General features: G+C 54.4%; 24 protein-coding genes. 21 read left to right on the top strand and 3 right to left on the bottom strand.

Annotated elements, in window-relative coordinates:
* The first annotated feature begins 34 nt into the window (after positions 1-34).
* The 12 genes from plsX (at position 35) to ptsG (ending at position 11,569) form a co-directional block, all read left to right on the top strand.
* Positions 35-1,069, top strand: coding sequence for a phosphate acyltransferase PlsX (gene plsX, locus ACOT1A_RS16315; RefSeq protein WP_152811225.1), 1,035 nt, complete (start codon positions 35-37; stop codon positions 1,067-1,069).
* 6 nt (positions 1,070-1,075) lie between these two features.
* Positions 1,076-2,029 (top strand): beta-ketoacyl-ACP synthase III, encoded by a 954-nt coding sequence (locus tag ACOT1A_RS16310; RefSeq protein WP_003857960.1) that lies wholly within the window; start codon positions 1,076-1,078, stop codon positions 2,027-2,029.
* Between the two features lie 15 nt (positions 2,030-2,044).
* On the top strand, positions 2,045-2,974 hold the full coding sequence (gene fabD / locus ACOT1A_RS16305) for an ACP S-malonyltransferase (protein ID WP_022647738.1): 930 nt from the start codon (positions 2,045-2,047) through the stop codon (positions 2,972-2,974).
* A gap of 12 nt (positions 2,975-2,986) precedes the next feature.
* Complete coding sequence (fabG, locus tag ACOT1A_RS16300) at positions 2,987-3,721, top strand: 3-oxoacyl-ACP reductase FabG (RefSeq protein ID WP_022647739.1); 735 nt, start codon at positions 2,987-2,989, stop codon at positions 3,719-3,721.
* A gap of 154 nt (positions 3,722-3,875) precedes the next feature.
* Positions 3,876-4,112, top strand: a complete 237-nt coding sequence (gene acpP / locus ACOT1A_RS16295; protein WP_003857954.1) for an acyl carrier protein — start codon at positions 3,876-3,878, stop codon at positions 4,110-4,112.
* 91 nt (positions 4,113-4,203) lie between these two features.
* Positions 4,204-5,445 carry a beta-ketoacyl-ACP synthase II gene (gene fabF / locus ACOT1A_RS16290; protein ID WP_022647740.1) on the top strand — a complete coding sequence of 414 codons (1,242 nt, stop codon included), beginning with the start codon at positions 4,204-4,206 and terminating at the stop codon, positions 5,443-5,445.
* Positions 5,446-5,565: 120 nt separating this feature from the next.
* Entirely contained in the window at positions 5,566-6,375 is an 810-nt protein-coding gene (gene pabC / locus ACOT1A_RS16285) for an aminodeoxychorismate lyase (RefSeq protein ID WP_023299796.1), read from the top strand.
* A 2-nt stretch (positions 6,376-6,377) separates the two neighbouring features.
* Positions 6,378-7,400, top strand: coding sequence for a cell division protein YceG (gene yceG / locus ACOT1A_RS16280; RefSeq protein ID WP_038415832.1), 1,023 nt, complete (start codon positions 6,378-6,380; stop codon positions 7,398-7,400).
* A complete protein-coding gene (gene tmk / locus ACOT1A_RS16275) occupies positions 7,390-8,031 on the top strand; it encodes a dTMP kinase (protein WP_022647743.1) in 642 nt (213 codons plus the stop codon). Before yceG ends, tmk begins: the two co-directional genes overlap by 11 nt.
* Entirely contained in the window at positions 8,028-9,032 is a 1,005-nt protein-coding gene (holB, locus tag ACOT1A_RS16270; RefSeq protein ID WP_271075102.1) for a DNA polymerase III subunit delta', read from the top strand. Before tmk ends, holB begins: the two co-directional genes overlap by 4 nt.
* Positions 9,033-9,042: 10 nt before the next feature.
* Positions 9,043-9,837 (top strand): metal-dependent hydrolase, encoded by a 795-nt coding sequence (locus ACOT1A_RS16265; RefSeq protein ID WP_023299800.1) that lies wholly within the window; start codon positions 9,043-9,045, stop codon positions 9,835-9,837.
* 298 nt (positions 9,838-10,135) lie between these two features.
* Positions 10,136-11,569 (top strand): PTS glucose transporter subunit IIBC, encoded by a 1,434-nt coding sequence (ptsG, locus tag ACOT1A_RS16260; RefSeq protein WP_006809245.1) that lies wholly within the window; start codon positions 10,136-10,138, stop codon positions 11,567-11,569.
* Between the two features lie 139 nt (positions 11,570-11,708).
* Here the strand turns inward: ptsG and fhuE are convergent, their stop codons facing one another.
* Entirely contained in the window at positions 11,709-13,898 is a 2,190-nt protein-coding gene (gene fhuE, locus ACOT1A_RS16255) for a ferric-rhodotorulic acid/ferric-coprogen receptor FhuE (protein WP_032622149.1), read from the bottom strand.
* 353 nt (positions 13,899-14,251) lie between these two features.
* Between fhuE and hinT the strand changes: the two genes are divergently transcribed.
* The 8 genes from hinT (at position 14,252) to ACOT1A_RS16215 (ending at position 20,336) form a co-directional block, all read left to right on the top strand.
* The gene (gene hinT / locus ACOT1A_RS16250) at positions 14,252-14,611 is read left to right on the top strand and encodes a purine nucleoside phosphoramidase (RefSeq protein WP_006809243.1); all 360 of its coding nucleotides are present in this window, start codon (positions 14,252-14,254) and stop codon (positions 14,609-14,611) included.
* Position 14,612: 1 nt separating this feature from the next.
* Positions 14,613-14,987, top strand: a complete 375-nt coding sequence (locus ACOT1A_RS16245; protein WP_022647747.1) for a YcfL family protein — start codon at positions 14,613-14,615, stop codon at positions 14,985-14,987.
* 13 nt (positions 14,988-15,000) lie between these two features.
* Positions 15,001-15,645: a penicillin-binding protein activator LpoB gene (lpoB, locus tag ACOT1A_RS16240; protein ID WP_085929697.1), complete on the top strand. Its 645-nt coding sequence runs from the start codon at positions 15,001-15,003 to the stop codon at positions 15,643-15,645.
* Positions 15,626-16,450: a thiamine kinase gene (thiK, locus tag ACOT1A_RS16235; RefSeq protein ID WP_276170107.1), complete on the top strand. Its 825-nt coding sequence runs from the start codon at positions 15,626-15,628 to the stop codon at positions 16,448-16,450. The genes lpoB and thiK overlap by 20 nt, the downstream gene beginning before the upstream one ends.
* Before the next feature lie 11 nt (positions 16,451-16,461).
* Complete coding sequence (nagZ, locus tag ACOT1A_RS16230; RefSeq protein WP_063146102.1) at positions 16,462-17,487, top strand: beta-N-acetylhexosaminidase; 1,026 nt, start codon at positions 16,462-16,464, stop codon at positions 17,485-17,487.
* Positions 17,488-17,518: 31 nt separating this feature from the next.
* The gene (ycfP, locus tag ACOT1A_RS16225) at positions 17,519-18,061 is read left to right on the top strand and encodes an alpha/beta hydrolase YcfP (protein WP_022647750.1); all 543 of its coding nucleotides are present in this window, start codon (positions 17,519-17,521) and stop codon (positions 18,059-18,061) included.
* A gap of 236 nt (positions 18,062-18,297) precedes the next feature.
* Positions 18,298-19,602, top strand: coding sequence for an NAD(P)/FAD-dependent oxidoreductase (locus tag ACOT1A_RS16220; protein WP_017693633.1), 1,305 nt, complete (start codon positions 18,298-18,300; stop codon positions 19,600-19,602).
* A 194-nt stretch (positions 19,603-19,796) separates the two neighbouring features.
* Positions 19,797-20,336 carry a glycine zipper 2TM domain-containing protein gene (locus ACOT1A_RS16215; protein ID WP_017384715.1) on the top strand — a complete coding sequence of 180 codons (540 nt, stop codon included), beginning with the start codon at positions 19,797-19,799 and terminating at the stop codon, positions 20,334-20,336.
* 58 nt (positions 20,337-20,394) lie between these two features.
* On the opposite strand, the gene ACOT1A_RS16210 is transcribed toward ACOT1A_RS16215, so the two are convergent.
* The gene (locus tag ACOT1A_RS16210; RefSeq protein ID WP_276170106.1) at positions 20,395-21,030 is read right to left on the bottom strand and encodes a TetR/AcrR family transcriptional regulator; all 636 of its coding nucleotides are present in this window, start codon (positions 21,028-21,030) and stop codon (positions 20,395-20,397) included.
* Between the two features lie 245 nt (positions 21,031-21,275).
* Here ACOT1A_RS16210 and bhsA point away from each other — a divergent pair, with 245 nt between their 5' ends.
* Entirely contained in the window at positions 21,276-21,533 is a 258-nt protein-coding gene (gene bhsA / locus ACOT1A_RS16205; protein WP_006809234.1) for a multiple stress resistance protein BhsA, read from the top strand.
* A gap of 76 nt (positions 21,534-21,609) precedes the next feature.
* On the opposite strand, the gene ldtC is transcribed toward bhsA, so the two are convergent.
* Complete coding sequence (gene ldtC, locus ACOT1A_RS16200; RefSeq protein WP_022650791.1) at positions 21,610-22,575, bottom strand: L,D-transpeptidase LdtC; 966 nt, start codon at positions 22,573-22,575, stop codon at positions 21,610-21,612.
* Between the last annotated feature and the right edge of the window lie 51 nt (positions 22,576-22,626).

Genomic DNA, 22,626 nt, shown 5'->3' with positions numbered 1-22,626 from the left:
CGGGGAGTTTACCGAACCAGGCTGCGACGATACCTTGACACGTCTAACCCTGGCGTTAGATGTCATGGGGGGAGATTTTGGCCCTACCGTGACAGTGCCTGCAGCATTGCAGGCACTGAATTCTAATTCGCAACTCACACTTCTTTTAGTCGGTAATCCCGACACAATCACGCCATTACTTGCAAAAGCTGACTTTGAACAACGTTCGCGTCTGCAGATTATTCCTGCGCAGTCAGTTATTGCCAGTGATGCCCGGCCATCGCAGGCTATTCGTAATAGCCGCGGCAGCTCTATGCGCATGGCGCTGGAGCTGGTGAAAGAAGGGCGAGCGCAGGCTTGCGTCAGCGCGGGAAATACTGGCGCGCTGATGGGGCTGTCGAAATTATTGCTCAAGCCGATTGAGGGCATTGAGCGTCCGGCGCTGGTGACGGTGTTACCGCATCAGCAGAAGGGCAAAACGGTGGTGCTCGATCTGGGCGCTAACGTAGATTGTGATAGTACAATGCTGGCTCAGTTTGCCGTGATGGGGTCGGTGCTGGCAGAAGACGTGGTCGGGATTACCAATCCCCGCGTTGCGTTATTGAATATTGGTGAAGAAGAGACCAAAGGCCTGGACAGTATCCGCGACGCTGCGGAAATACTCAAACAGGTTCCCTCCATCAACTATATTGGTTATCTCGAAGCCAATGAGTTGCTGACGGGCAAAACGGATGTATTAGTGTGTGATGGCTTCACCGGAAACGTGACGTTGAAGACCATGGAAGGGGTCGTACGAATGTTCCTTTCTCTGCTGAAATCGCAGGGAGAAGGTAAAAAAAGGTCCTGGTGGCTGATTTTATTAAAGCGTTGGTTACAAAAAAGCCTGACGCGGCGATTCAGTCACCTCAACCCCGACCAGTATAATGGCGCCTGTCTGTTAGGATTGCGCGGCATCGTGATTAAGAGTCATGGCGCCGCCAATCAGCGAGCATTTACCGTCGCGATTGAACAGGCAGTGCAGGCGGTGCAGCGACAAGTCCCTCAGAGGATTGCCGCTCGCCTGGGATCTGTATTAGCTAAAAGTGACTGAGCGTACATGTATACGAAGATTTTAGGTACCGGCAGCTACCTGCCAAAACAAGTGCGTACCAACGCCGATCTTGAAAAAATGGTAGATACGTCTGACGAGTGGATTGTCACGCGCACAGGTATCCGTGAACGTCGTATCGCCGCGCCAGACGAAACTGTGTCCACCATGGGCTACGAAGCCGCTCAGCGAGCGCTTGAGATGGCTGGCATTGATAAAGAACAGATCGGGCTTATTGTGGTGGCGACAACATCTGCCACGCATGCCTTCCCAAGCGCAGCGTGCCAGGTGCAGAACATGCTCGGCATCAAAGGCTGCCCGGCATTTGATGTTGCAGCGGCGTGCGCGGGTTTCACCTATGCGCTGAGCATCGCCGATCAGTATGTTAAATCGGGTGCCGTAAAATATGCGCTGGTGATCGGTGCTGATGTGCTGGCGCGTACCTGCGATCCAACCGATCGCGGCACAATCATTATTTTTGGCGATGGCGCGGGCGCGGTGCTGCTGGGGCAGTCCGAAGAACCAGGCATCATCTCCACGCACCTGCACGCTGACGGTCGCTACGGCGAGCTGTTAACGCTGCCTAACGCCGATCGCGTTAATCCGGACAGTTCGATTTACCTGACAATGGCGGGTAATGAAGTGTTCAAGGTGGCCGTGACCGAACTCGCTCACATTGTTGATGAGACACTGGAAGCGAACAATCTGGATCGCGCCGCACTCGACTGGCTGGTACCGCATCAGGCTAACCTGCGTATTATCAGCGCGACGGCGAAGAAGTTGGGCATGTCTATGGATAACGTTGTGGTGACGCTTGATCGCCACGGCAACACCTCTGCGGCATCGGTACCGTGCGCATTTGACGAAGCGGTACGCGATGGACGAATTAAACGGGGCCAACTGGTCTTGCTTGAAGCCTTTGGTGGTGGGTTCACCTGGGGTTCCGCGCTGGTTCGTTTCTAGGATAAGGATTAAAAAATGACGCAATTTGCTTTTGTGTTCCCGGGACAGGGCTCACAAACTGTTGGGATGTTGTCTGAAATGGCAGCAAACTATCCGGTTATTGAAGAGACTTTCCGTGAAGCTTCTGACGCGCTGGGTTATGATCTGTGGGCGCTGACCCAACAGGGCCCAGCTGAAGAGCTGAACAAAACCTGGCAGACTCAACCGGCACTGCTGGCAGCCTCCGTCGCATTGTGGCGCGTATGGCAGCAGCAGGGCGGCAAAACGCCGGCGCTGATGGCGGGTCATAGCCTGGGTGAATACTCTGCGCTGGTCTGCGCAGGGGTGATTGCCTTCGCTGACGCGGTCCGTCTGGTTGAATTGCGTGGTAAGTTTATGCAGGAAGCGGTGCCAGAAGGCACGGGCGGCATGTCTGCCATCATCGGTCTGGATGATGCTTCTATTGCTAAAGCCTGTGAAGAATCTGCTGAAGGTCAGGTCGTTTCTCCGGTAAACTTTAACTCGCCAGGCCAGGTAGTTATCGCGGGTCATAAAGAAGCGGTTGAGCGTGCAGGCGCTGCCTGTAAAGCTGCGGGTGCAAAACGTGCACTGCCGCTGCCGGTGAGCGTGCCGTCTCACTGTGCGCTGATGAAGCCCGCTGCCGATAAGCTGGCGGTTGAGCTGGAAAAAATGACCTTTAACGCACCGACGATTTCCGTTGTGAATAACGTCGATGTGAAGTGCGAAACCGCGCCGGAGGCTATCCGTAACGCGCTGGTTCGCCAGCTCTACAGCCCAGTTCAGTGGACCAAAACCGTTGAATTTATGGCGTCTCAGGGCGTTGAACATCTGTATGAAGTCGGTCCAGGTAAGGTACTTACCGGTCTGACAAAACGTATTGTAGACACCCTGACTGCCTCGGCGATTAACGAGCCGGAAGCAATGAAAGCGGCACTCTCGCAATAAAAGAGGAATACCATGAGTTTTGAAGGAAAAATTGCCCTGGTGACCGGCGCAAGCCGCGGTATCGGGCGTGCTATTGCTGAAACACTGGTTGCGCGCGGCGCGACGGTGATCGGGACTGCGACCAGCGAGAATGGCGCACAGGCCATCAGCGAGTATCTGGGTGCGAACGGTAAAGGTCTGGTACTGAATGTGACTGAACCAGCATCTATCGAATCTGTTCTGGAAAATATTCGCGCAGAGTTTGGCGAAGTGGATATTCTGGTCAATAATGCCGGGATCACTCGCGACAACCTGTTGATGCGAATGAAAGATGATGAGTGGAACGATATTATCGAAACCAACCTGTCATCGGTATTCCGTCTGTCAAAAGCGGTAATGCGCGCTATGATGAAAAAGCGTCATGGACGTATTATCACTGTAGGTTCTGTGGTTGGTACCATGGGAAATGCTGGTCAGGCTAACTACGCTGCGGCGAAAGCAGGTCTGATCGGTTTCAGTAAGTCGCTGGCGCGCGAAGTCGCGTCCCGCGGAATTACTGTAAACGTTGTTGCTCCGGGCTTTATTGAAACGGACATGACGCGTGCGCTGACCGATGATCAGCGTGCGGGTACGCTGGCGGCAGTTCCAGCGGGTCGTCTTGGCGACCCTAAAGAAATCGCCAGCGCGGTTGCATTTTTAGCCTCTGACGAAGCGGGTTACATCACTGGTGAAACCCTCCACGTCAACGGCGGGATGTACATGGTTTAATCACGATCGAAAATATTTGCGTTATTTGGGCAAATGGCCTCAAAATAACGTAAAATCGTGGTAAGACCTGCCGGGATTTAGTTGCAAATTTTTCAACATTTTATACACTACGAAAACCATCGCGAAAGCGAGTTTTGATAGGAAATTTAAGAGTATGAGCACTATCGAAGAACGCGTTAAGAAAATTATCGGCGAACAGCTGGGCGTTAAGCAGGAAGAAGTTGTGAACTCCGCTTCCTTTGTTGAAGACCTGGGCGCAGATTCTCTTGACACCGTTGAGCTGGTAATGGCTCTGGAAGAAGAGTTTGATACTGAGATTCCGGACGAAGAAGCTGAGAAAATCACCACCGTTCAGGCTGCCATTGATTACATCAACGGTCACCAGGCGTAAGTGAACATCTCCAGGCGGTCATTCGACCGCCTGAGTTTTATCTTTTGTAGTCCCACGAATCTCTTTTTTTATCCCTCCCTGGAGGACAAACGTGTCTAAGCGTCGTGTAGTTGTGACCGGACTTGGCATGTTGTCTCCTGTCGGCAATACCGTAGAGTCCACCTGGAAAGCTCTCCTTGCCGGTCAGAGCGGCATCAGCCTAATCGACCATTTCGATACTAGCGCCTATGCAACGAAATTTGCTGGCTTAGTAAAGGATTTTAACTGTGAAGAGATCATCTCGCGCAAAGAACAGCGCAAGATGGATGCCTTCATTCAATATGGAATTGTCGCTGGCGTTCAGGCCATGCAGGATTCTGGCCTTGAGATTACGGAAGAGAACGCTACCCGTATCGGCGCTGCTATCGGCTCCGGGATTGGCGGTCTTGGTCTGATCGAGGAAAACCATACATCTCTGGTGAATGGCGGCCCGCGTAAAATCAGCCCGTTCTTCGTTCCGTCTACGATTGTAAACATGGTGGCAGGTCACCTGACCATTATGTTCGGCCTGCGTGGCCCAAGCATCTCAATCGCGACAGCCTGTACGTCTGGCGTGCATAACATCGGCCAGGCCGCGCGTATCATCGCGTACGGCGATGCAGATGCTATGGTTGCGGGCGGTGCTGAAAAAGCCAGTACCCCGCTGGGCGTCGGTGGCTTCGGTGCAGCGCGTGCGCTCTCTACCCGAAACGATAATCCTCAGGCGGCGAGCCGTCCGTGGGATAAAGACCGTGATGGTTTCGTGCTGGGTGACGGTGCAGGCATGATCGTACTGGAAGAGTACGAACACGCGAAAAAACGTGGCGCGAAAATTTATGCTGAAGTTGTTGGCTTTGGCATGAGCAGCGATGCTTACCACATGACGTCTCCTCCAGAGAACGGCGCAGGTGCTGCGCTGGCGATGGAAAACGCCATCCGTGATGCGGGCATTACGCCGGCACAGATTGGCTACGTTAACGCGCACGGGACATCTACCCCTGCGGGCGATAAAGCAGAAGCGCAGGCGGTTAAGTCTATCTTCGGCGAATCTGCCAGCCGTGTACTGGTGAGCTCCACGAAATCCATGACCGGTCACCTCCTGGGTGCGGCGGGTGCAGTAGAATCAATCTACTCTATTCTCGCGCTGCGCGATCAGGCTGTACCGCCAACCATCAACCTGGATAATCCAGATGAAGGTTGCGATCTGGACTTCGTTCCCCACGAAGCGCGCCAGGTTAGCGGTATGGAGTACACCCTGTGTAACTCCTTCGGCTTCGGTGGGACTAACGGTTCTCTGATCTTCAAAAAGGTCTGAGTCTGGTTAGTCGCTGACGATAATAAAGGTCCGCTTGCCGGGCCTTTTTTATTAGGTGATATCCCCTTGTCCGGCTAACCACATCCTGCCAGACTGAGCCTCCATGCATAAGGAGCCACTATGTTTTTAATTAATGGCCTTGAGCAAGAAATGCTGCCGGCAAGCGACAGGGCGACCCAGTTTGGCGATGGCTGTTTCACGACCGCGCGTATTCTCGACGGTGGCGTGTGCCTGCTCGGGGCCCATATCCTTCGTTTACAAAAAGCCTGCGAAGCATTACTGATCCCCTTCTCGCAGTGGGACATTCTTGAAAGTGAAATGCGTCGGCTGGCGTCAGAGAAAGCAAGCGGCGTCCTGAAAGTCATTATCAGCCGCGGCAGCGGTGGTCGGGGCTATAGCGGTTCTGCCTGCCAGCATCCTGCGCGGATCCTTTCCGTTTCAGATTATCCTTCCCATTACGCGCACTGGCGTGAAGAGGGCGTAGTCCTGGCGCTTAGCCCGGTACGTCTGGGGCGAAACCCGATGCTCGCTGGCATAAAACATCTTAACCGTCTTGAACAGGTGCTTATTCGTACTCATCTTGAGCAGACGGAGGCCGGGGAGGCGCTGGTTCTTGACAGCGAAGGGTACATTACGGAATGCTGTGCGGCTAATTTACTCTGGCGGAAGGGCAGTGACGTATTCACGCCTTCGCTGGAGCAGGCCGGAGTCAACGGCATTATGCGGCAGTTTTGTTTGCAACAGCTGGCACGCGCAGGCTTTCGCGTTGTCGAAGTTAACGCTAAGGAAGAGGCGCTGCTGGCTGCCGAAGAAGTTGTTATCTGCAATGCGCTGATGCCCGTTGTCCCCGTTCGCGCTTATGACCGCAAGTGCTGGTCATCCCGCGAGCTGTTCCAGTTTCTGGCCCCGTTATGTGAGCAAACCAGGTAGTCATGAAGAAAATGTTACGCTTTGTCCTCCTTCTTATCGTTGCGTTCGGAATCGCTGGCGGAGCGGGAGTGTGGAAAGTCCGTCAGCTGGCTGAAAGTCAGATCCTGATTAAAGACGAGACGATTTTTACCCTGAAAGCGGGGACCGGGCGGCAGGCGCTTGGTCAGCAGCTGTATGACGACAAAATTATCAATCGCCCACGCGTATTCCAGTGGCTGCTGCGTATTCAGCCGGACCTGTCCCATTTCAAGGCCGGTACCTATCGTTTCACCCCTGGCATGACCGTGCGCGAGATGCTGCAACTGCTGGAGAGTGGTAAAGAAGCCCAGTTCCCATTGCGTTTTGTGGAAGGTATGCGTCTGAGCGATTATCTCAGGCAACTGCGTGACGCGCCGTACATCAAGCATACGCTGAAAGATGACCGCTACCAGACCGTGGCAGACGCCTTAAAATTCGAACATCCCGAGTGGGTGGAAGGCTGGTTCTGGCCCGATACGTGGATGTATACGGCAGGCACGACGGATGTGGCAATTCTGAAGCGCGCGCACAACAAAATGGTCGCGGCGGTAGACGCTGCGTGGAAAGGGCGAGCAGAGGGCCTGCCTTATCAAGATCAAAACCAGTTCATGACGATGGCCTCGATCATCGAGAAAGAGACGGCCGTTGCTGCCGAACGTGACCAGGTTGCCTCGGTGTTTATTAACCGTCTGCGCATCGGCATGCGTTTGCAAACTGATCCTACCGTCATCTACGGCATGGGCGAAAACTACAACGGCAGGATTTCCAGAAAAGATCTGGAAACGCCAACGGCGTATAATACTTACGTGATTAGCGGCCTGCCGCCTGGACCGATTGCGACGCCGAGTGAAGCATCGTTGAAGGCCGCCGCGCACCCGGCCAAAACGCCGTATCTCTATTTTGTGGCTGACGGAAAAGGGGGGCATACGTTCAATACCAACCTGGCCAGCCACAATCGCTCCGTTCAGGACTATCTGAAGGCACTTAAGGAAAAAAATGCGCAGTAAATACATTGTCATTGAGGGACTCGAAGGGGCGGGCAAAACCACCGCCCGTAACGTGGTGGTGGATACACTGAAATCGCTTGGCGTCGCCGACATGGTCTTCACCCGCGAGCCGGGCGGTACGCAGCTGGCGGAAAAACTGCGCAGCCTGGTTCTGGATATCAAATCCGTTGGCGATGAAGTTATTACCGACAAAGCGGAAGTGCTGATGTTCTATGCGGCGCGCGTTCAGCTGGTGGAGACGGTGATCAAACCCGCTCTGGCAGAAGGCAAATGGGTGATTGGCGATCGCCACGATCTCTCAACCCAGGCGTATCAGGGCGGTGGCCGGGGTATCGATCAGGCCATGCTGGCTACGCTTCGCGACGCGGTTCTGGGCGATTTCCGTCCTGACCTGACGCTGTATCTGGACGTGACCCCTGAGGTGGGCCTGAAGCGCGCCCGTGCCCGCGGCGAACTGGACCGCATTGAACAGGAGTCTTTTGATTTCTTTAACCGCACCCGTGCGCGTTATCTGGAACTGGCCGGGCAGGACAAGACCATTCGTACCATCGATGCGACGCAATCCCTTGAAGACGTTACATGTGATATTCAGCAGACCGTTACGCAGTGGCTACAGGAGCAGCAGGCATGAAATGGTATCCATGGTTGCGCCCACACTTTGAACAGCTGATCGGCAGCTATCAGGTTGGTCGGGGGCATCATGCGTTACTGATCCAGGCGCTGCCGGGAATGGGTGATGATGCGTTGATTTATGCCATAACCCGCTTTCTGATGTGCCAACAGCCGGAAGGACATAAAAGCTGTGGTAAGTGTCGGGGTTGCCAGCTCATGCAGGCGGGCACGCATCCTGACTATTACACCCTCGAACCTGAGAAGGGCAAAAATACGCTCGGTATCGACGCGGTGCGTGAGGTCAGTGAGAAACTGTACGAATATGCGCGTCTGGGGGGGGCGAAAGTGGTGTGGCTGAAAGATGCCGCGCTGCTCACGGAAGCCGCAGCCAACGCGCTGTTAAAAACCCTGGAAGAGCCGCCAGAAAACACCTGGTTTTTCCTCTCCTGCCGCGAGCCGGAACGCTTGCTGGCGACGCTGCGCAGTCGCTGCCGTCTTCACCACCTTGCTGTCCCTCAGGAATCCTGGGCACTCGCCTGGCTTGAGCGGGAAGTGACGGTGTCACAAGACGCGGCGCTCTCAGCGTTGCGCCTGTGCAGCGGTGCGCCTGCGGCTGCGCTGGCCTTATTACAGCCCGAGGTGTGGTCCCAGCGTGAAACGCTGTGTCGTGCGGTTGAATCAGCCCTCGACATCCATGACTGGCTGAGCGTGCTGCCAGCGCTGAACAGCGATCAGGCTCCGGAACGGCTGCACTGGCTGGCCGCGCTGCTGCTGGATGCGCTCAAAATTCAGCAGGGGGCTACGCTTCTGACTAACCCTGACGAGTGGGCGCTGGTCACCACGCTGGCGAATCGCCTGTCAGGGCAGTCGCTGCACGCTATCCTTCATGATATCTGCCAGAGTCGTGAACAACTTTTGACGGTAACCGGTCTCAATCGCGAGCTTTTACTGACCGACCAGTTACTGCGTATTGAACACTACCTGCAACCGGGCGTCATACCGCCGGTTTCCCACCTCTGAGAGAGACATTATGTTTTTAGTCGACTCACACTGCCATCTCGATGGCCTGGATTATCAATCCCTGCATAAAAATGTGGACGACGTGCTGGCGAAAGCCGCCGCGCGCGATGTGAAATTTTGCCTGGCCGTGGCAACCACGTTGCCGGGTTACCGCTCCATGCGTGAACTGGTAGGCGAGCGCGATAATGTCGTCTTCTCCTGCGGCGTGCATCCGCTGAATCAGGATGAAGCGTACGACGTTGAGGATTTACGCCGTCTTGCCGCAGAAGAGGGCGTAGTGGCGATGGGCGAGACCGGCCTGGACTATTTCTACACTCCGGAAACGAAACCTCGCCAGCAGGAATCCTTCCGTAACCACATCCGCATTGGCCGGGAACTGAATAAGCCGGTTATCGTTCACACCCGAGATGCGCGCGCCGACACGCTGGGTATCCTGCGGGAAGAAAAGGTGACGGATTGCGGTGGCGTACTACACTGTTTCACAGAAGACAGAGAAACGGCGGGTAAGCTGCTTGATTTGGGCTTTTATATCTCGTTCTCGGGGATTGTCACGTTCCGTAATGCTGAGCAACTGCGTGATGCGGCGCGCTATGTTCCGCTGGATCGTATTCTGGTGGAAACCGATTCCCCGTACCTGGCGCCGGTGCCTCATCGTGGCAAAGAGAACCAGCCAGCGATGACCCGGGATGTCGCTGAGTATATGGCCGTTCTGAAAGGTGTCAGTATTGAAGAACTGGCTCGCGTGACAACGGAAAACTTCGCCAGCCTGTTCCATATTGACCCCGCCCGCCTGCAATCTGTCTGATACACCTGTTATTTTTAGGCTCGTAATTAATAAGTAAAGCGAGTAAAGTTCACCGCCTCATTCGGGGCGGTGATGGCGTTTTTAGACACATCCAGACATGCTTTATGTAAATATCTGCAAGTTTTTTGGCCGTCTTGAACTGAAACGTGATAGCCGTCAAACAAACTCAGAGGGAATTATTTTACTCTGTGTAATAAATAAAGGGCGCTTAGATGTCCTGTCCACGGCGCGGTACTCCCCCCGGGCCAATGCGTGAAAACGTAAAAAAAAGCACAAATACTCAGGAGCACTCTCAATTATGTTTAAGAATGCATTTGCTAACCTGCAAAAGGTCGGTAAATCGCTGATGCTGCCAGTATCCGTACTGCCTATCGCAGGTATCCTGCTGGGTGTCGGTTCTGCAAACTTCAGCTGGCTGCCAGCCGTAGTTTCCCACGTGATGGCCGAAGCAGGCGGTTCTGTTTTTGCTAACATGCCGCTGATCTTCGCTATCGGTGTTGCTCTGGGCTTCACCAATAACGACGGTGTTTCCGCTCTGGCGTCCGTTGTTGCTTACGGCATCATGGTGAAAACCATGGCTGTGGTTGCGCCGCTGGTACTGCATTTACCTGCTGAAGAGATTGCCGCTAAGCACCTGGCGGACACCGGTGTTCTCGGTGGTATCATCTCCGGTGCGATTGCAGCGTATATGTTTAACCGCTTCTATCGCATCAAGCTGCCTGAGTATCTGGGCTTCTTCGCGGGTAAACGTTTTGTGCCGATCATTTCTGGTCTGGCCGCGATTTTCACCGGTGTGGTCCTGTCCTTCATCTGGCCACCAATCGGTACGGCAATCCAGACCTTCTCTCAGTGGGCAGCTTACCAGAACCCGGTTGTGGCGTTCGGTATCTACGGCTTCATTGAGCGCTGCCTGGTACCATTTGGTCTGCACCACATCTGGAACGTTCCATTCCAGATGCAGATTGGTGAATACACCAACGCAGCAGGTCAGGTGTTCCACGGCGACATCCCACGCTACATGGCGGGCGACCCAACGGCAGGTAAACTGTCTGGTGGCTTCCTGTTCAAAATGTACGGTCTGCCGGCAGCTGCAATTGCTATCTGGCACTCTGCTAAACCAGAGAACCGTGCAAAAGTGGGCGGTATCATGATCTCCGCAGCGCTGACCTCGTTCCTGACCGGTATCACCGAGCCGATCGAGTTCTCCTTCATGTTCGTTGCGCCGATCCTGTACATCATCCACGCGGTACTGGCAGGTCTGGCATTCCCAATCTGTATCCTGCTGGGTATGCGTGACGGTACGTCCTTCTCTCACGGCCTGATCGACTTCATCGTTCTGTCCGGTAACAGCAGCAAGCTGTGGCTGTTCCCAATCGTGGGTGCGGGCTACGCAGTGGTGTACTACACCGTCTTCCGCGTGCTGATCAAAGCACTGGACCTGAAAACGCCGGGTCGTGAAGATGCAACGGAAGACAGCAAAGCCGGTGTGACCAGCGAAATGGCACCTGCTCTGGTTGCTGCTTTCGGCGGTAAAGAGAACATCACTAACCTGGACGCGTGTATCACTCGTCTGCGTGTGAGCGTTGCCGACGTTGCGAAAGTCGACCAGCCGGGTCTGAAAAAACTGGGCGCAGCAGGCGTCGTTGTTGCAGGTTCTGGTGTTCAGGCAATCTTCGGAACGAAATCCGATAACCTGAAAACCGAAATGGATGAGTACATCCGCAACAACTAAGCTGTGATCTGGGGAGACTAAGGCAGCCGATTGGCTGCCTTTTTTATTATTGCGGTTTGTGGTGCCGGGTGGCGGCTGCGCCTAACCCGGCCTACGTGATGGGTAGGCCCGGTAAGCGCAGCGCCACCGGGCTTAATACTCAGAAGTCGTAGCTCGCGCTCACCGAAACGTTCAGTGGCGCGCCATACACTACATACGATCCGACGTAGTCGTAATACTCTTTGTCGAACAGGTTGTTGACGTTAGCCTGAACAGCAAAGTCTTTGGTGACCTGATAGCGACTGAACAGGTTCACCAGCCCATAGCTGCCTTGCTCCGCGCGGGAACGTCCTGCCGGACCGCCTTCCACGTCCGTCCACACTTTGTTCTGCCAGTTTACGCCACCGCCCACGGTCAGTTCCGGCAGCATTGGCAGTTGATAACGGGTGAACAGCTTCATGGTTGTGCGCGGCTGATCGGAGCTGACGGCGTTGCCATTCTTATCTTCTGCAATGTAACGCGTCGCGCCAAAGGTCAGCTGCCAGTTATCGGTCAGTGCACCGTTGAGCTCAAACTCGACCCCTTTACTGACCACCCCGTCCAGCGATTCATAAATCGACTCACCGCTCGGCATGTAGGTATACGTGTTGCTGGCCACGTTATCCTGCTCAATGCGGAAAATCGCCAACGAGGTGGTGAGGCGGGTATTAAACCAGTCTGCCTTCACCCCGGCTTCGTAGCTTTTACCCGTGGTAGGGTCGAGATAACGTCCACTGGCATTGCGCTTATCCTGCGGCTGGAAGATAGAGGTATAGCTGACGTAGGTCGACCAGTCCTCATTGATGTCATACACCAGGCCGGCATACGGCGTGACATCATCTTTGGTGCTTTCCAGACGGGTATTCGGCGAACCAGCGGGGTTATAGCGTATGTTGTATTGGGTGTAACGCGCCCCCAGGATCAGATGCAACGGATCGGCGAGTGAGAAACGCGCAGAGGAATAGGCTGAAGACTGGCGAATATCATCCTTGCTGTAGAGTTTCCACGGCGTCCACTGCGGATCGGCAATGTTCCCGTTCCAGTTCTTAAAGTTGCCGACATCAACCATGCCGTATACTGCATCCGGCATGGTGTTGTCGTAATGGTTACGCTGACGGCTAAAGCTGCCGCCGAACATCATCTCGTGCTGACGGCCAAAGAGATCGAAGCCGCCGCGCAGGAAGGCATCGACCGCATCCTGTTTACGTTCCCCGCGGTTCCAGCCGCCGTAACCCACCAGGCCAGCGCCGGTCTCTTTATCCGGATAACCGGACATATACATCAGCTTAGAGTCAAAGTTGGTTTCAGCATGCATGCCGTTGATGTGCGCTTCCCAGCCATTATCGAAACGCTGGGTCAGGTTAGCGAAGATGCGGGTGCTGTCTTTATCTGAATAGGCCCAGTCAGGCGCGACGGTCTGGCTGCGATTGTAGTTGGTCTTACTTCCGTCGCTGTACCAGGTCGGCAGCCCACCCCAGGTTGGGTCGGCGGTATGGCTTTCCTGATACTCATACCCTACCGAGAGGGTCGTGCTGTCGGTAACATCTGCATCCATCACGCCGTAGAGGAATTTCTTCCGGTAGTGGTAGTTATCCACGAAGCTGTCGTTGTCCTGATAACCCGTGATCAGACGACCCCGTACCTTACCTGATTCCACCAGCGGCGCCTGGAGATCCAGCACGTAACGCTGCTTGTCCCAGCTGCCATAGCTGGCGGAGACGTTGCCTTTAAATTCCTGGCTGTCCGCATGCTTGCGTACCATATTAACGTACGCCGCCGGGTTGCCCGTCCCGGACATCAGGCCTGTGGCGCCGCGGACCACTTCAATGCGGTCATAAATTGCGGTATCGGCGGCGGTATCACCAAAGTTCCACACTTCACTGATGGACGTTGGAAGGTCGTCATAGGCGTAGTTGCTGACGAAAAATCCGCGTGAGTAAAATACGGTACGGTCGCTGTCCTGCACCTGCGCCGTAATGCCCGTGGTGTTCGTCAGCACCTGGCCGATGGATTGCAGATTCTGGTCAGCCATACGTTGCTGACTGATAACGCTGACGGACTGTGGGATGTCGCGGGGAACCAGCAACAGTTTGGTGCCGGTGGTGGTGGTTTTTACGCTGTAATCCTGATCCTGGCTGGCAGAAAGATCCTGTGTGTTATCAAAACCCCCATCAACGACGACGGTATCTTCGGCTGTTGAAGCAGCGAAAGCGGTGGTTGGCGTCAATGCCATAGCAATGCAGGCGGCCAACAACGAAGGTGTTGCGGCAGGCTGACGTTGCCCATCCCTGGTGTGATTAATGAAAGACATCATCAAACCCTTAGTGAATGGTGAAGGTAGTGCGCGACAGTCCCGCTAGCACGGGCTGACGTCGTTTTCTATGTTAAAAATGCGCATGAAAATGCAAATGCGAAATATACGCATTGTGATTAACGCTGTAAACAGATGTTTCGGGATGAACTGAAATCAGGTTTCAGAAAAGAAATGTCCTAAAGCGATGCCTCTTCAGCCAGATGGGCGATAATCAGGAAAGAAATCACGGGAGAAGGTTGAAAGGACAGGAGAAACTCGCTCATACTCTTGTGTTGTGTCACACAGTAAAACAGACAATGTGTGTTAACAACGGACGCACGACGCCAGATTAAACATAAAAGGAAAAGGTCATGGCTGAAGAAACGATTTTCAGTAAAATTATCCGCCGGGAAATTCCGTCGGATATTGTCTATCAGGATGAACTGGTCACGGCTTTCCGCGACATTTCTCCCCAGGCGCCGACGCACATCCTTATTATTCCCAATATTCTGATTCCGACCGTCAATGACGTTAAAACCGAGCATGAAGTTGCGCTGGGCCGTATGCTTACGGTGGCCGCGAAAATTGCTGAGCAGGAAGGGATTGCTGAAGATGGATACCGTTTGATCATGAACTGTAATCGCCATGGCGGCCAGGAAGTCTATCATATTCATATGCATCTTCTGGGTGGACGTCCACTGGGACCGATGCTGGCACATAAAGGTCTTTAATATGTTAACTGGGCGTATTGCAGCGCTGATCGTGACGCTGGTTATGGTTGGGTGCAGCGCGCGTCCCGCCATCCCGGTCAGTGAAGAACAGACGCTGGTGATGGAGTCCTCAGTGCTTGCTGCGGGCATCACGGCGGAAAATCCTTCGTTGACCATAAGCGAAATCCAGTCTTCTGCCTCCTCTACGCTCTATAACGAAAGGCAAGAGCCAGTGACGGTGCATTATCGCTTCTACTGGTATGACGTGAGAGGTCTTGAGATGCACCCGCTTGAGGCGCCGCGTAGCGTGACGGTCCCGGCAAGATCGTCGGTCACGCTCTACGGCAGCGCCAGCTATCTGGGTGCACATAAGGTGAGACTTTATCTTTATTTGTAAGGAGTGAACCTTGATTAAAACAATGAGCCGTTATGCGCTCCTGAGTGCGTTCGCACTCTTTCTGGCAGGCTGTGTGACGCGAACGGAAGAACCTGCACCGGTGGATCAGGCGAAGCCGGGAACGGAACAGCCAACAACACCGGCGCAACCTGTTCCAACCGTGCCGTCTGTACCGACTATTCCGGCGCAGCCTGGCCCGATCGAACATCCGGACGATACCGCGCAGCCTGCGCCGCGAGTGCGGCACTATGACTGGAACGGCGCGATGCAGCCGATGGTGGGCAAAATGTTGCAGGCACAGGGCGTTACGCCTGGCAGTGTGCTGCTGGTGGACAGCGTGAACAACCGTACAAACGGTTCCCTGAATGCGGGAGAAGCGACGGAAACCCTGCGCAACGCGCTGGCAAACAACGGTAAATTTACGCTGGTCTCAGCCCAGCAGCTCGCGGTCGCCAAGCAACAGCTTGGTCTGTCGCCTCAGGACAGCCTGGGTTCGCGCAGTAAAGCGATTGGTATCGCCCGCAACGTTGGTGCGCAGTATGTCCTTTATTCTAACGCGACAGGCAACGTGAACACGCCGTCGTTGCAGATGCAGTTAATGCTGGTTCAAACCGGCGAAATTATCTGGTCAGGTAAAGGTGCCGTTACGCAACAATAAGCGCACGCGTCAGGATGTCCAGACGCGTTATTTCCCCCAGTACCGTGTTATCGCGCCGCAAGCCCCCGTCGGGCTTGGCGGCGCGAGTTGCATTATTGAGCGTGGCGACCATCGGCTGGTATTACGCCAGCATCACGATGCCGCCGCGCCTGCCGCCCATTTTCGTCGCCAGTTCCGCGCCCTGAAGCGCCTTCCCGCCGACCTTGCCCCGAAACCTCATCTCTTTATCAGGGACTGGATGGCGGTGGCGTTTATTGCGGGTGAGATCAAAAGCGAGCTTCCCGATACGCCCACGCTGGCAGCCATGCTGTATCATCTGCATCGACAGCCGCGTCTGGGCTGGCGGGTGACGTTACTTCCATTACTGGATAGCTATTGGCAGCAGGCTGCGCCTGGACGACGCACGCCCTTATGGCTGGCGCAGCTTAAGCGGCTGCGTAAAGCGGGAGAGCCGAAGGCGTTACGTCTGGCGCCGCTGCATATGGATGTCCATGCGGGGAATATCGTTCATACCACGGCGGGCGAGAAACTTATCGACTGGGAATATGCAGGGGACGGTGACGTGGCGCTTGAACTCGCTGCGGTCTGGATGCCTGATGAGGCTTCGCGCGTGCAGCTGATAACCGCCTATGCCCGAAACGCCAACATAAATGTACTCACCCTTGCGCGGCAGGTCGCGCGCTGGCGTCCGTGGGTGCTGATGCTGATGGCGGGATGGTTTGAAATGCGCCTTCAGCAGACAGATGACGAACAATTTATTGCGCTGGCAAATGATGCCTGGCGTCAGTTACAAACGAAAGGATAAGAGAGGTTGGTGTGGGTCCAGTAATGTTGGATGTTGAAGGGTTTGAGCTGGATGCGGAAGAGCGCGAAATTCTGGCGCACCCGCTGGTAGGGGGGCTGATTCTTTTCACCCGCAATTATCACGATCCGGCGCAGTTGCGCGAGCTGGTTCGCCAGATCCGCGCGGCGTCACGCAATCGCCTGGTGGTGGCCGTCGACCAGGAAGGTGGACGCGTGCAGCGTTTCCGCGAAGGGTTTACGCGTTTACCCGCCGCACAATCTTTTGCTGCGCTGCTGGGTGCTGAAGAGGGCGGTCAACTGGCGCAGGACGCAGGCTGGCTGATGGCGAGCGAGATGATCGCCATGGATATCGATATCAGCTTCGCCCCGGTGCTGGACGTAGGACACATTAGTGCGGCAATAGGTGAGCGTTCGTATCATGACGATCCACGTATCGCGCTGGCAATGGCGACGCGCTTCATTGACGGTATGCACGATGCGGGCATGAAAACCACCGGCAAGCATTTCCCGGGCCACGGGGCGGTGACGGCGGATTCCCATAAAGAAACCCCGCGCGATCCGCGCCCGGAAGCAGACATTCGCGCTAAAGATATGTCTGTTTTCCGCTCGCTGATTACCGATAACAAGCTGGACGCTATTATGCCTGCGCACGTCATCTACAGTGACGTTGATCCGCGTCCGGCCAGCGGCTCTCCGCACTGGCTTAAAACCGTGCTGCGTCAGGAGTTGGGCTTCAATGGCGTTATTTTCTCTGACGATTTATCCATGGAAGGGGCGGCGATCATGGGAAGCTATGCCGAACGTGGGCAGGCTTCGCTGGATGCAGGTTGCGATATGATCCTCGTCTGCAATAATCGTAAAGGGGCGGTGAGCGTGCTGGATAACCTGTCGCCGATCAATGCTGAACGTGTTACACAATTGTATCATAAAGGTTCATTTAGTCGTCAGGAGCTGATGGACTCGGCGCGCTGGAAATCGGTAAACGCCCGGCTTGAAGCCCTGAACGAGCGCTGGCAGGCACATAAAGCAGCCCTTTAATTCATCCCGGAAGGCGTAGCGTGGTGAGACGATGATCATTTATTTACACGGTTTTGACTCAAACAGTCCTGGTAATCATGAGAAAGTGCTGCAATTGCAGTTTATCGATCCGGATGTCCGGCTGATCAGTTACAGCACGCGTCATCCGAAACATGACATGCAGCATCTGCTTAAAGAAGTGGACAAAATGTTGCAGCTCAATATCGACGATCGTCCGCTGATCTGCGGCGTGGGGTTGGGGGGATACTGGGCAGAGCGCATCGGTTTTTTGTGCGATATCCGTCAGGTCATTTTTAATCCTAACCTGTTTCCAAACGAAAACATGGAAGGCAAGATTGACCGTCCGGAAGAGTACGCCGATATCGCAACAAAATGCGTGAGCAATTTCCGCGAAAAGAACCGCGACCGGTGTCTGGCGATCCTCTCCCGCAACGATGAAGCGCTGGACAGCTCCCGCGCTGCCGAACTTCTGCATCATTACTACGAAATTGTCTGGGACGAAGAGCAGACCCACAAGTTCAAAAATATTTCCCCGCATTTGCAGCGTATTAAGGCCTTTAAAACGCTGGGCTGAACTCCCTGAACCTGACAAAGGCCCGGTACGTGAAAGCGTGCCGGGCCTCTTTTTTGTCAGAGTTGTCTACTTTTAAACCATCAAAACTTGATACATATCAATTTTGGTATGACCAATGCGCCTGACGTGCTATTCTCAATGAATATGAATGGTTTCAGCGCAGTAACCTGTTGTTAATTAAGGGTTATTTATATAACTTTTAATTAACAATTGGTTAATAATTTGAGGGGGTCACGTTGACTACGCCATTGAAAAAGATAGTGATTGTCGGCGGTGGTGCTGGCGGACTGGAGCTGGCGACGCAGCTGGGTAAGAAACTGGGTCGCGGTAAGAAAGCCAAAATCACGCTGGTGGATCGTAACCACAGCCATCTGTGGAAGCCGTTACTGCACGAAGTGGCGACCGGGTCGCTGGATGAGGGCGTGGATGCGCTCAGCTATCTGGCACATGCGCGTAACCACCACTTCCAGTTCCAGCTGGGTTCGGTGGTGGACATCAACCGTGAAAATAAAACCATCACGCTGGCCGAGCTGCGTGATGATAAAGGCGAGCTGCTGGTTCCTGAGCGCAAGCTGGCCTATGACACGCTGGTGATGGCCCTGGGCAGTACGTCCAATGATTTCAACACCCCAGGCGTAAAAGAGCACTGTATCTTCCTGGATAACCCGCATCAGGCGCGTCGTTTCCATCAGGAGATGCTTAACCTGTTCCTGAAGTACACCAACAACATGGGTGCTAACGGCAAGGTTAACATTGCTATCGTGGGCGGCGGCGCAACGGGCGTTGAATTATCGGCGGAGTTGCACAATGCGGTCAAACAGCTGCACAGCTATGGCTACAAAGGGCTGACTAATGAAGCGCTGAATGTGACGCTGGTGGAAGCAGGTGAACGTATTCTGCCTGCGCTGCCGCCGCGTATTTCCGGCGCGGCGCACAACGAGCTGACTAAACTGGGCGTGCGCGTGCTGACCCAGACCATGGTGACCAGCGCGGATGAGGGCGGACTGCATACCAAAGACGGCGAATACATCCAGGCCGACCTGATGGTCTGGGCTGCGGGGATCAAAGCGCCTGATTTCATGAAAGATATCGGTGGGCTGGAGACAAACCGCATTAACCAGCTGGTGACAGAGCCGACGCTGCAAACCACGCGCGATCCGGACATCTTCGCTATCGGCGACTGTGCCTCCTGCGCGCGTCCGGAAGGCGGGTTTGTGCCTCCTCGCGCCCAGGCCGCGCACCAGATGGCAAGCCTCGTGCTGCATAACATCCTGGCGCAGATGAAAGGCAAACCGATGAAAGCCTATGTCTACAAAGACCACGGCTCTCTGGTGTCGCTCTCAAACTTTTCCACCGTGGGCAGCCTGATGGGCAACCTGATGCGCGGCTCCATGATGGTGGAAGGGCGCATCGCCCGCTTCGTGTACATTTCTCTGTACCGTATGCACCAGATTGCGCTGCACGGCTACTTCAAAACCGGCCTGATGATGCTGGTCGGCCGCATCAACCGCGTTATCCGCCCACGCCTGAAGCTGCATTAATTTCTCCCTCCCTCCGGGCTCTCCGGAGGGAATTCTTAGCACATCATGCTGTGCATTTCGCTCCTGACGCTTAAGAGTTCTCTTAAACAGACGCTATCCCAGCTCATCCCCCGGTTTTTTGATCCTTTATCTTATTGGCGAAGCGTTTATTGCGCTGCAAAATTGCTACCAATTGCAACAAAGGAGGAAGTCCCGTGAATAAATCAATGTTGGCGGGTATAGGGATTGGCGTCGCAGCTGCGTTAGGTGTGGCTGCCGTTGCCAGTCTGAACGTACTTGATCGTGGCCCGCAGTATGCGCAGGTTGTTTCCGCTACACCGATCAAAGAGACGGTCAAGACGCCTCGTCAGGAGTGCCGTAATGTTTCTGTCACCCATCGTCGTCCGGTTCAGGATGAAAACCGTATCGCTGGCTCCGTACTGGGCGCGGTTGCTGGTGGGGTGATTGGTCATCAGTTTGGTGGTGGCCGTGGTAAGGATGTCGCGACGGTAGTTGGTGCGCTGGGTGGCGGTTATGCCGGTAACCAGGTGCAGGGCGCGATGCAGGAAAATGATACCTACACCACAACGCAGCAGCGCTGTAAAACCGTGTATGACAAGTCTGAAAAAATGTTGGGCTACGACGTAACCTACAAAATTGGCGATCAGCAGGGCAAAATCCGCATGGATAAAGATCCTGGTACGCAGATCCCTCTCGACAGCAATGGTCAGCTGATACTGAATAACAAAGTGTAAAAAAGATGTTCTCTGAACTTAGCTCCTCATGCGCTCAGGCTGAGGAGCTTTTTTTGCGTCAGAGTTTAAGAAGTTCAGGCCACAGGCGCAGCGTTATTTGCGTAATCCCCTGCAGTTTTTCCAGCGTCGCGCCTTCACGGGCGCTGATGGACATCCCCTGTAGAATACAGCTCAGATACTGGGCCAGCTCCTGCGGACGGCAATGCGCCGGGATTTCACCGCGCTGCTGGCGTTGAGCCAGAAACGTGCTGAGCGTCTCCTCCTGCATCGCATGGCGCGATTTGACCGTGTTGGCAATCTCTTTCGACGATGCCGCGAGGGTCGCGGAGGTGTTGATCATAAAACAGCCCGCGGGCGTGTCTTTACTGGTAAAGCAGGTTGCGACTGCGCAGAAATAATCCTGCAATGCCTGCTCAACCGTTTTTTCTTCACAGAATAGCTGGGCCTCGTGTTTTGCCGCGAAGCGCGAGATGTATCTGTCCAGAACGGCCCGGAATAAGCCTTCTTTGTTGGTGAACTCTGCGTACAGGGTAGGGGCTTTCGCGCCCGTTGCTTCCACCAGGTCGGAGAGCGACGTGGCTTCATACCCATGCTGCCAGAAGAGCGTCATGGCCTTATCGAGCGCCGCATCCCTGTCGAACACTTTTGGTCGGCCACGGCTTTTCTTTGTGCAACGCGTGACATCGGTTGTCATGTGCCGTTGGTCCTCTGTTGTTTTGTTGAATAGTCATTATAAAAATAAACGTCTGCGACGACCAGCGGTGATTTCTTAAAAATAATTTAATTTTATCTTTATGAAATATAAGGAAAATGAAATTAATTTAACGACCATTATAAAAATGGGTTGACGTGTGACCTGGATCACATCTATCATTTACCTATCGATCGTTAACTAAATAACTAACGACCACTACATCATCTGCCCAAAGGTATAAAATCATGAAAAACGTTAAAACCCTCATCGCTGCCGCCGTTCTGAGTTCACTCTCTTTCGCAAGCTTCGCTGCTGTTGAAGTGCAATCCACTCCAGCAGACCAGCAGAAAGTCGGTACCATCTCTGCCACTGCCGGGACTAACCTCGGCTCTCTGGAAGATCAGCTGGCACAAAAAGCTGACGAAATGGGTGCGAAATCATTCCGCATCACCTCTGTGACCGGTCCTAACACCCTGCACGGTACCGCAGTCATCTACAAATAAGCGTAACGCAACCCTCCGTTATGCCACTGCAAAAAAAACGCCCTGCTAATGCAGGGCGTTTGTCGTTATTACCGTTCTACATTGACTGCTGAGCAACCTCATGATGCCGCGTGACATCGGTTGGCATCCCCGAGCGCGCTTCCATCGCCCGCTCCATCACTGCGCCATCGGTGTTTGCATTCGTTTTAAAGCTCACCATCGAGGCATTCAGATTAATCGGCAGCGTCTGCGGATCGTCATTAATGTTTTTCGATAGCGGCTGGTGGATCTCAACCAGACGGACGCCACCCGGCTCTTCAGACACTTTAATCGGCGTATTGATGATATTCACTTTCGTGCCAGGGGCGATCACGCGGTAGAGCGTTTTGATGTCGTCATCGCGCAGGCGAATGCAGCCGGAGCTGACGCGCATCCCGATCCCAAAATCCGCATTCGTTCCGTGCAGAAGATAAACCCCACCGTAGGCCGCCAGGCGAATGGCATGGTGCCCCATCGGATTATCCGGGCCCGCGGGAACCACGGCAGGGAGATCGATACCCTGTGCCTTATAGCGGGCGCGGATGTTTGCCGTCGGAGTCCAGGTTGGATTAGCGCGCTTATCAGAGACGGTGGTGACCATGGTAGGGGTCAGCGTATCGCCCCCCAGTTGACCAATACCGATAGGGTAAACGGTCACTTCGTTCTTGCCCGGCGGGTAGTAATACAGACGCAGTTCGGCGAGGTTAATTACAATGCCCTGACGCGGCGCGTCCGGCAGGATGGTTTGCAGCGGAATCGTCAGTACGCTGCCCGCCCGGGGCACATAGGGATCTACGCCCGGGTTGGCCTGCAACAGCGCCAGGAACCCGACGTTATATTTTTTAGCAATCGCTTCCAGCGAACCGCCATCGTTTTCAACCACGTGAAAGCGGTTTTCACCTACGACGTTGCTGCCGGCGGGCGGAAGAGGCCAGGTATTGGCGCGAGCAGGGAGCGCGACGGCAACCGTCGCGGCCAGCGCAACCAGAGTTAACCAGCGGGTAAAACGCGAAGAAATCATCATTATCATAATCCATACAAATGATAAGGTTATTGTTTTATAAGGCGTTAATGA

This window comes from Enterobacter cloacae complex sp. SYL003, assembly GCF_049236925.1.
GTDB lineage: Bacteria > Pseudomonadota > Gammaproteobacteria > Enterobacterales > Enterobacteriaceae > Enterobacter > Enterobacter intestinihominis.
Note: the sequence above shows the minus strand (reverse complement) of the source record. Positions and strands in the feature narration are given on the sequence as shown.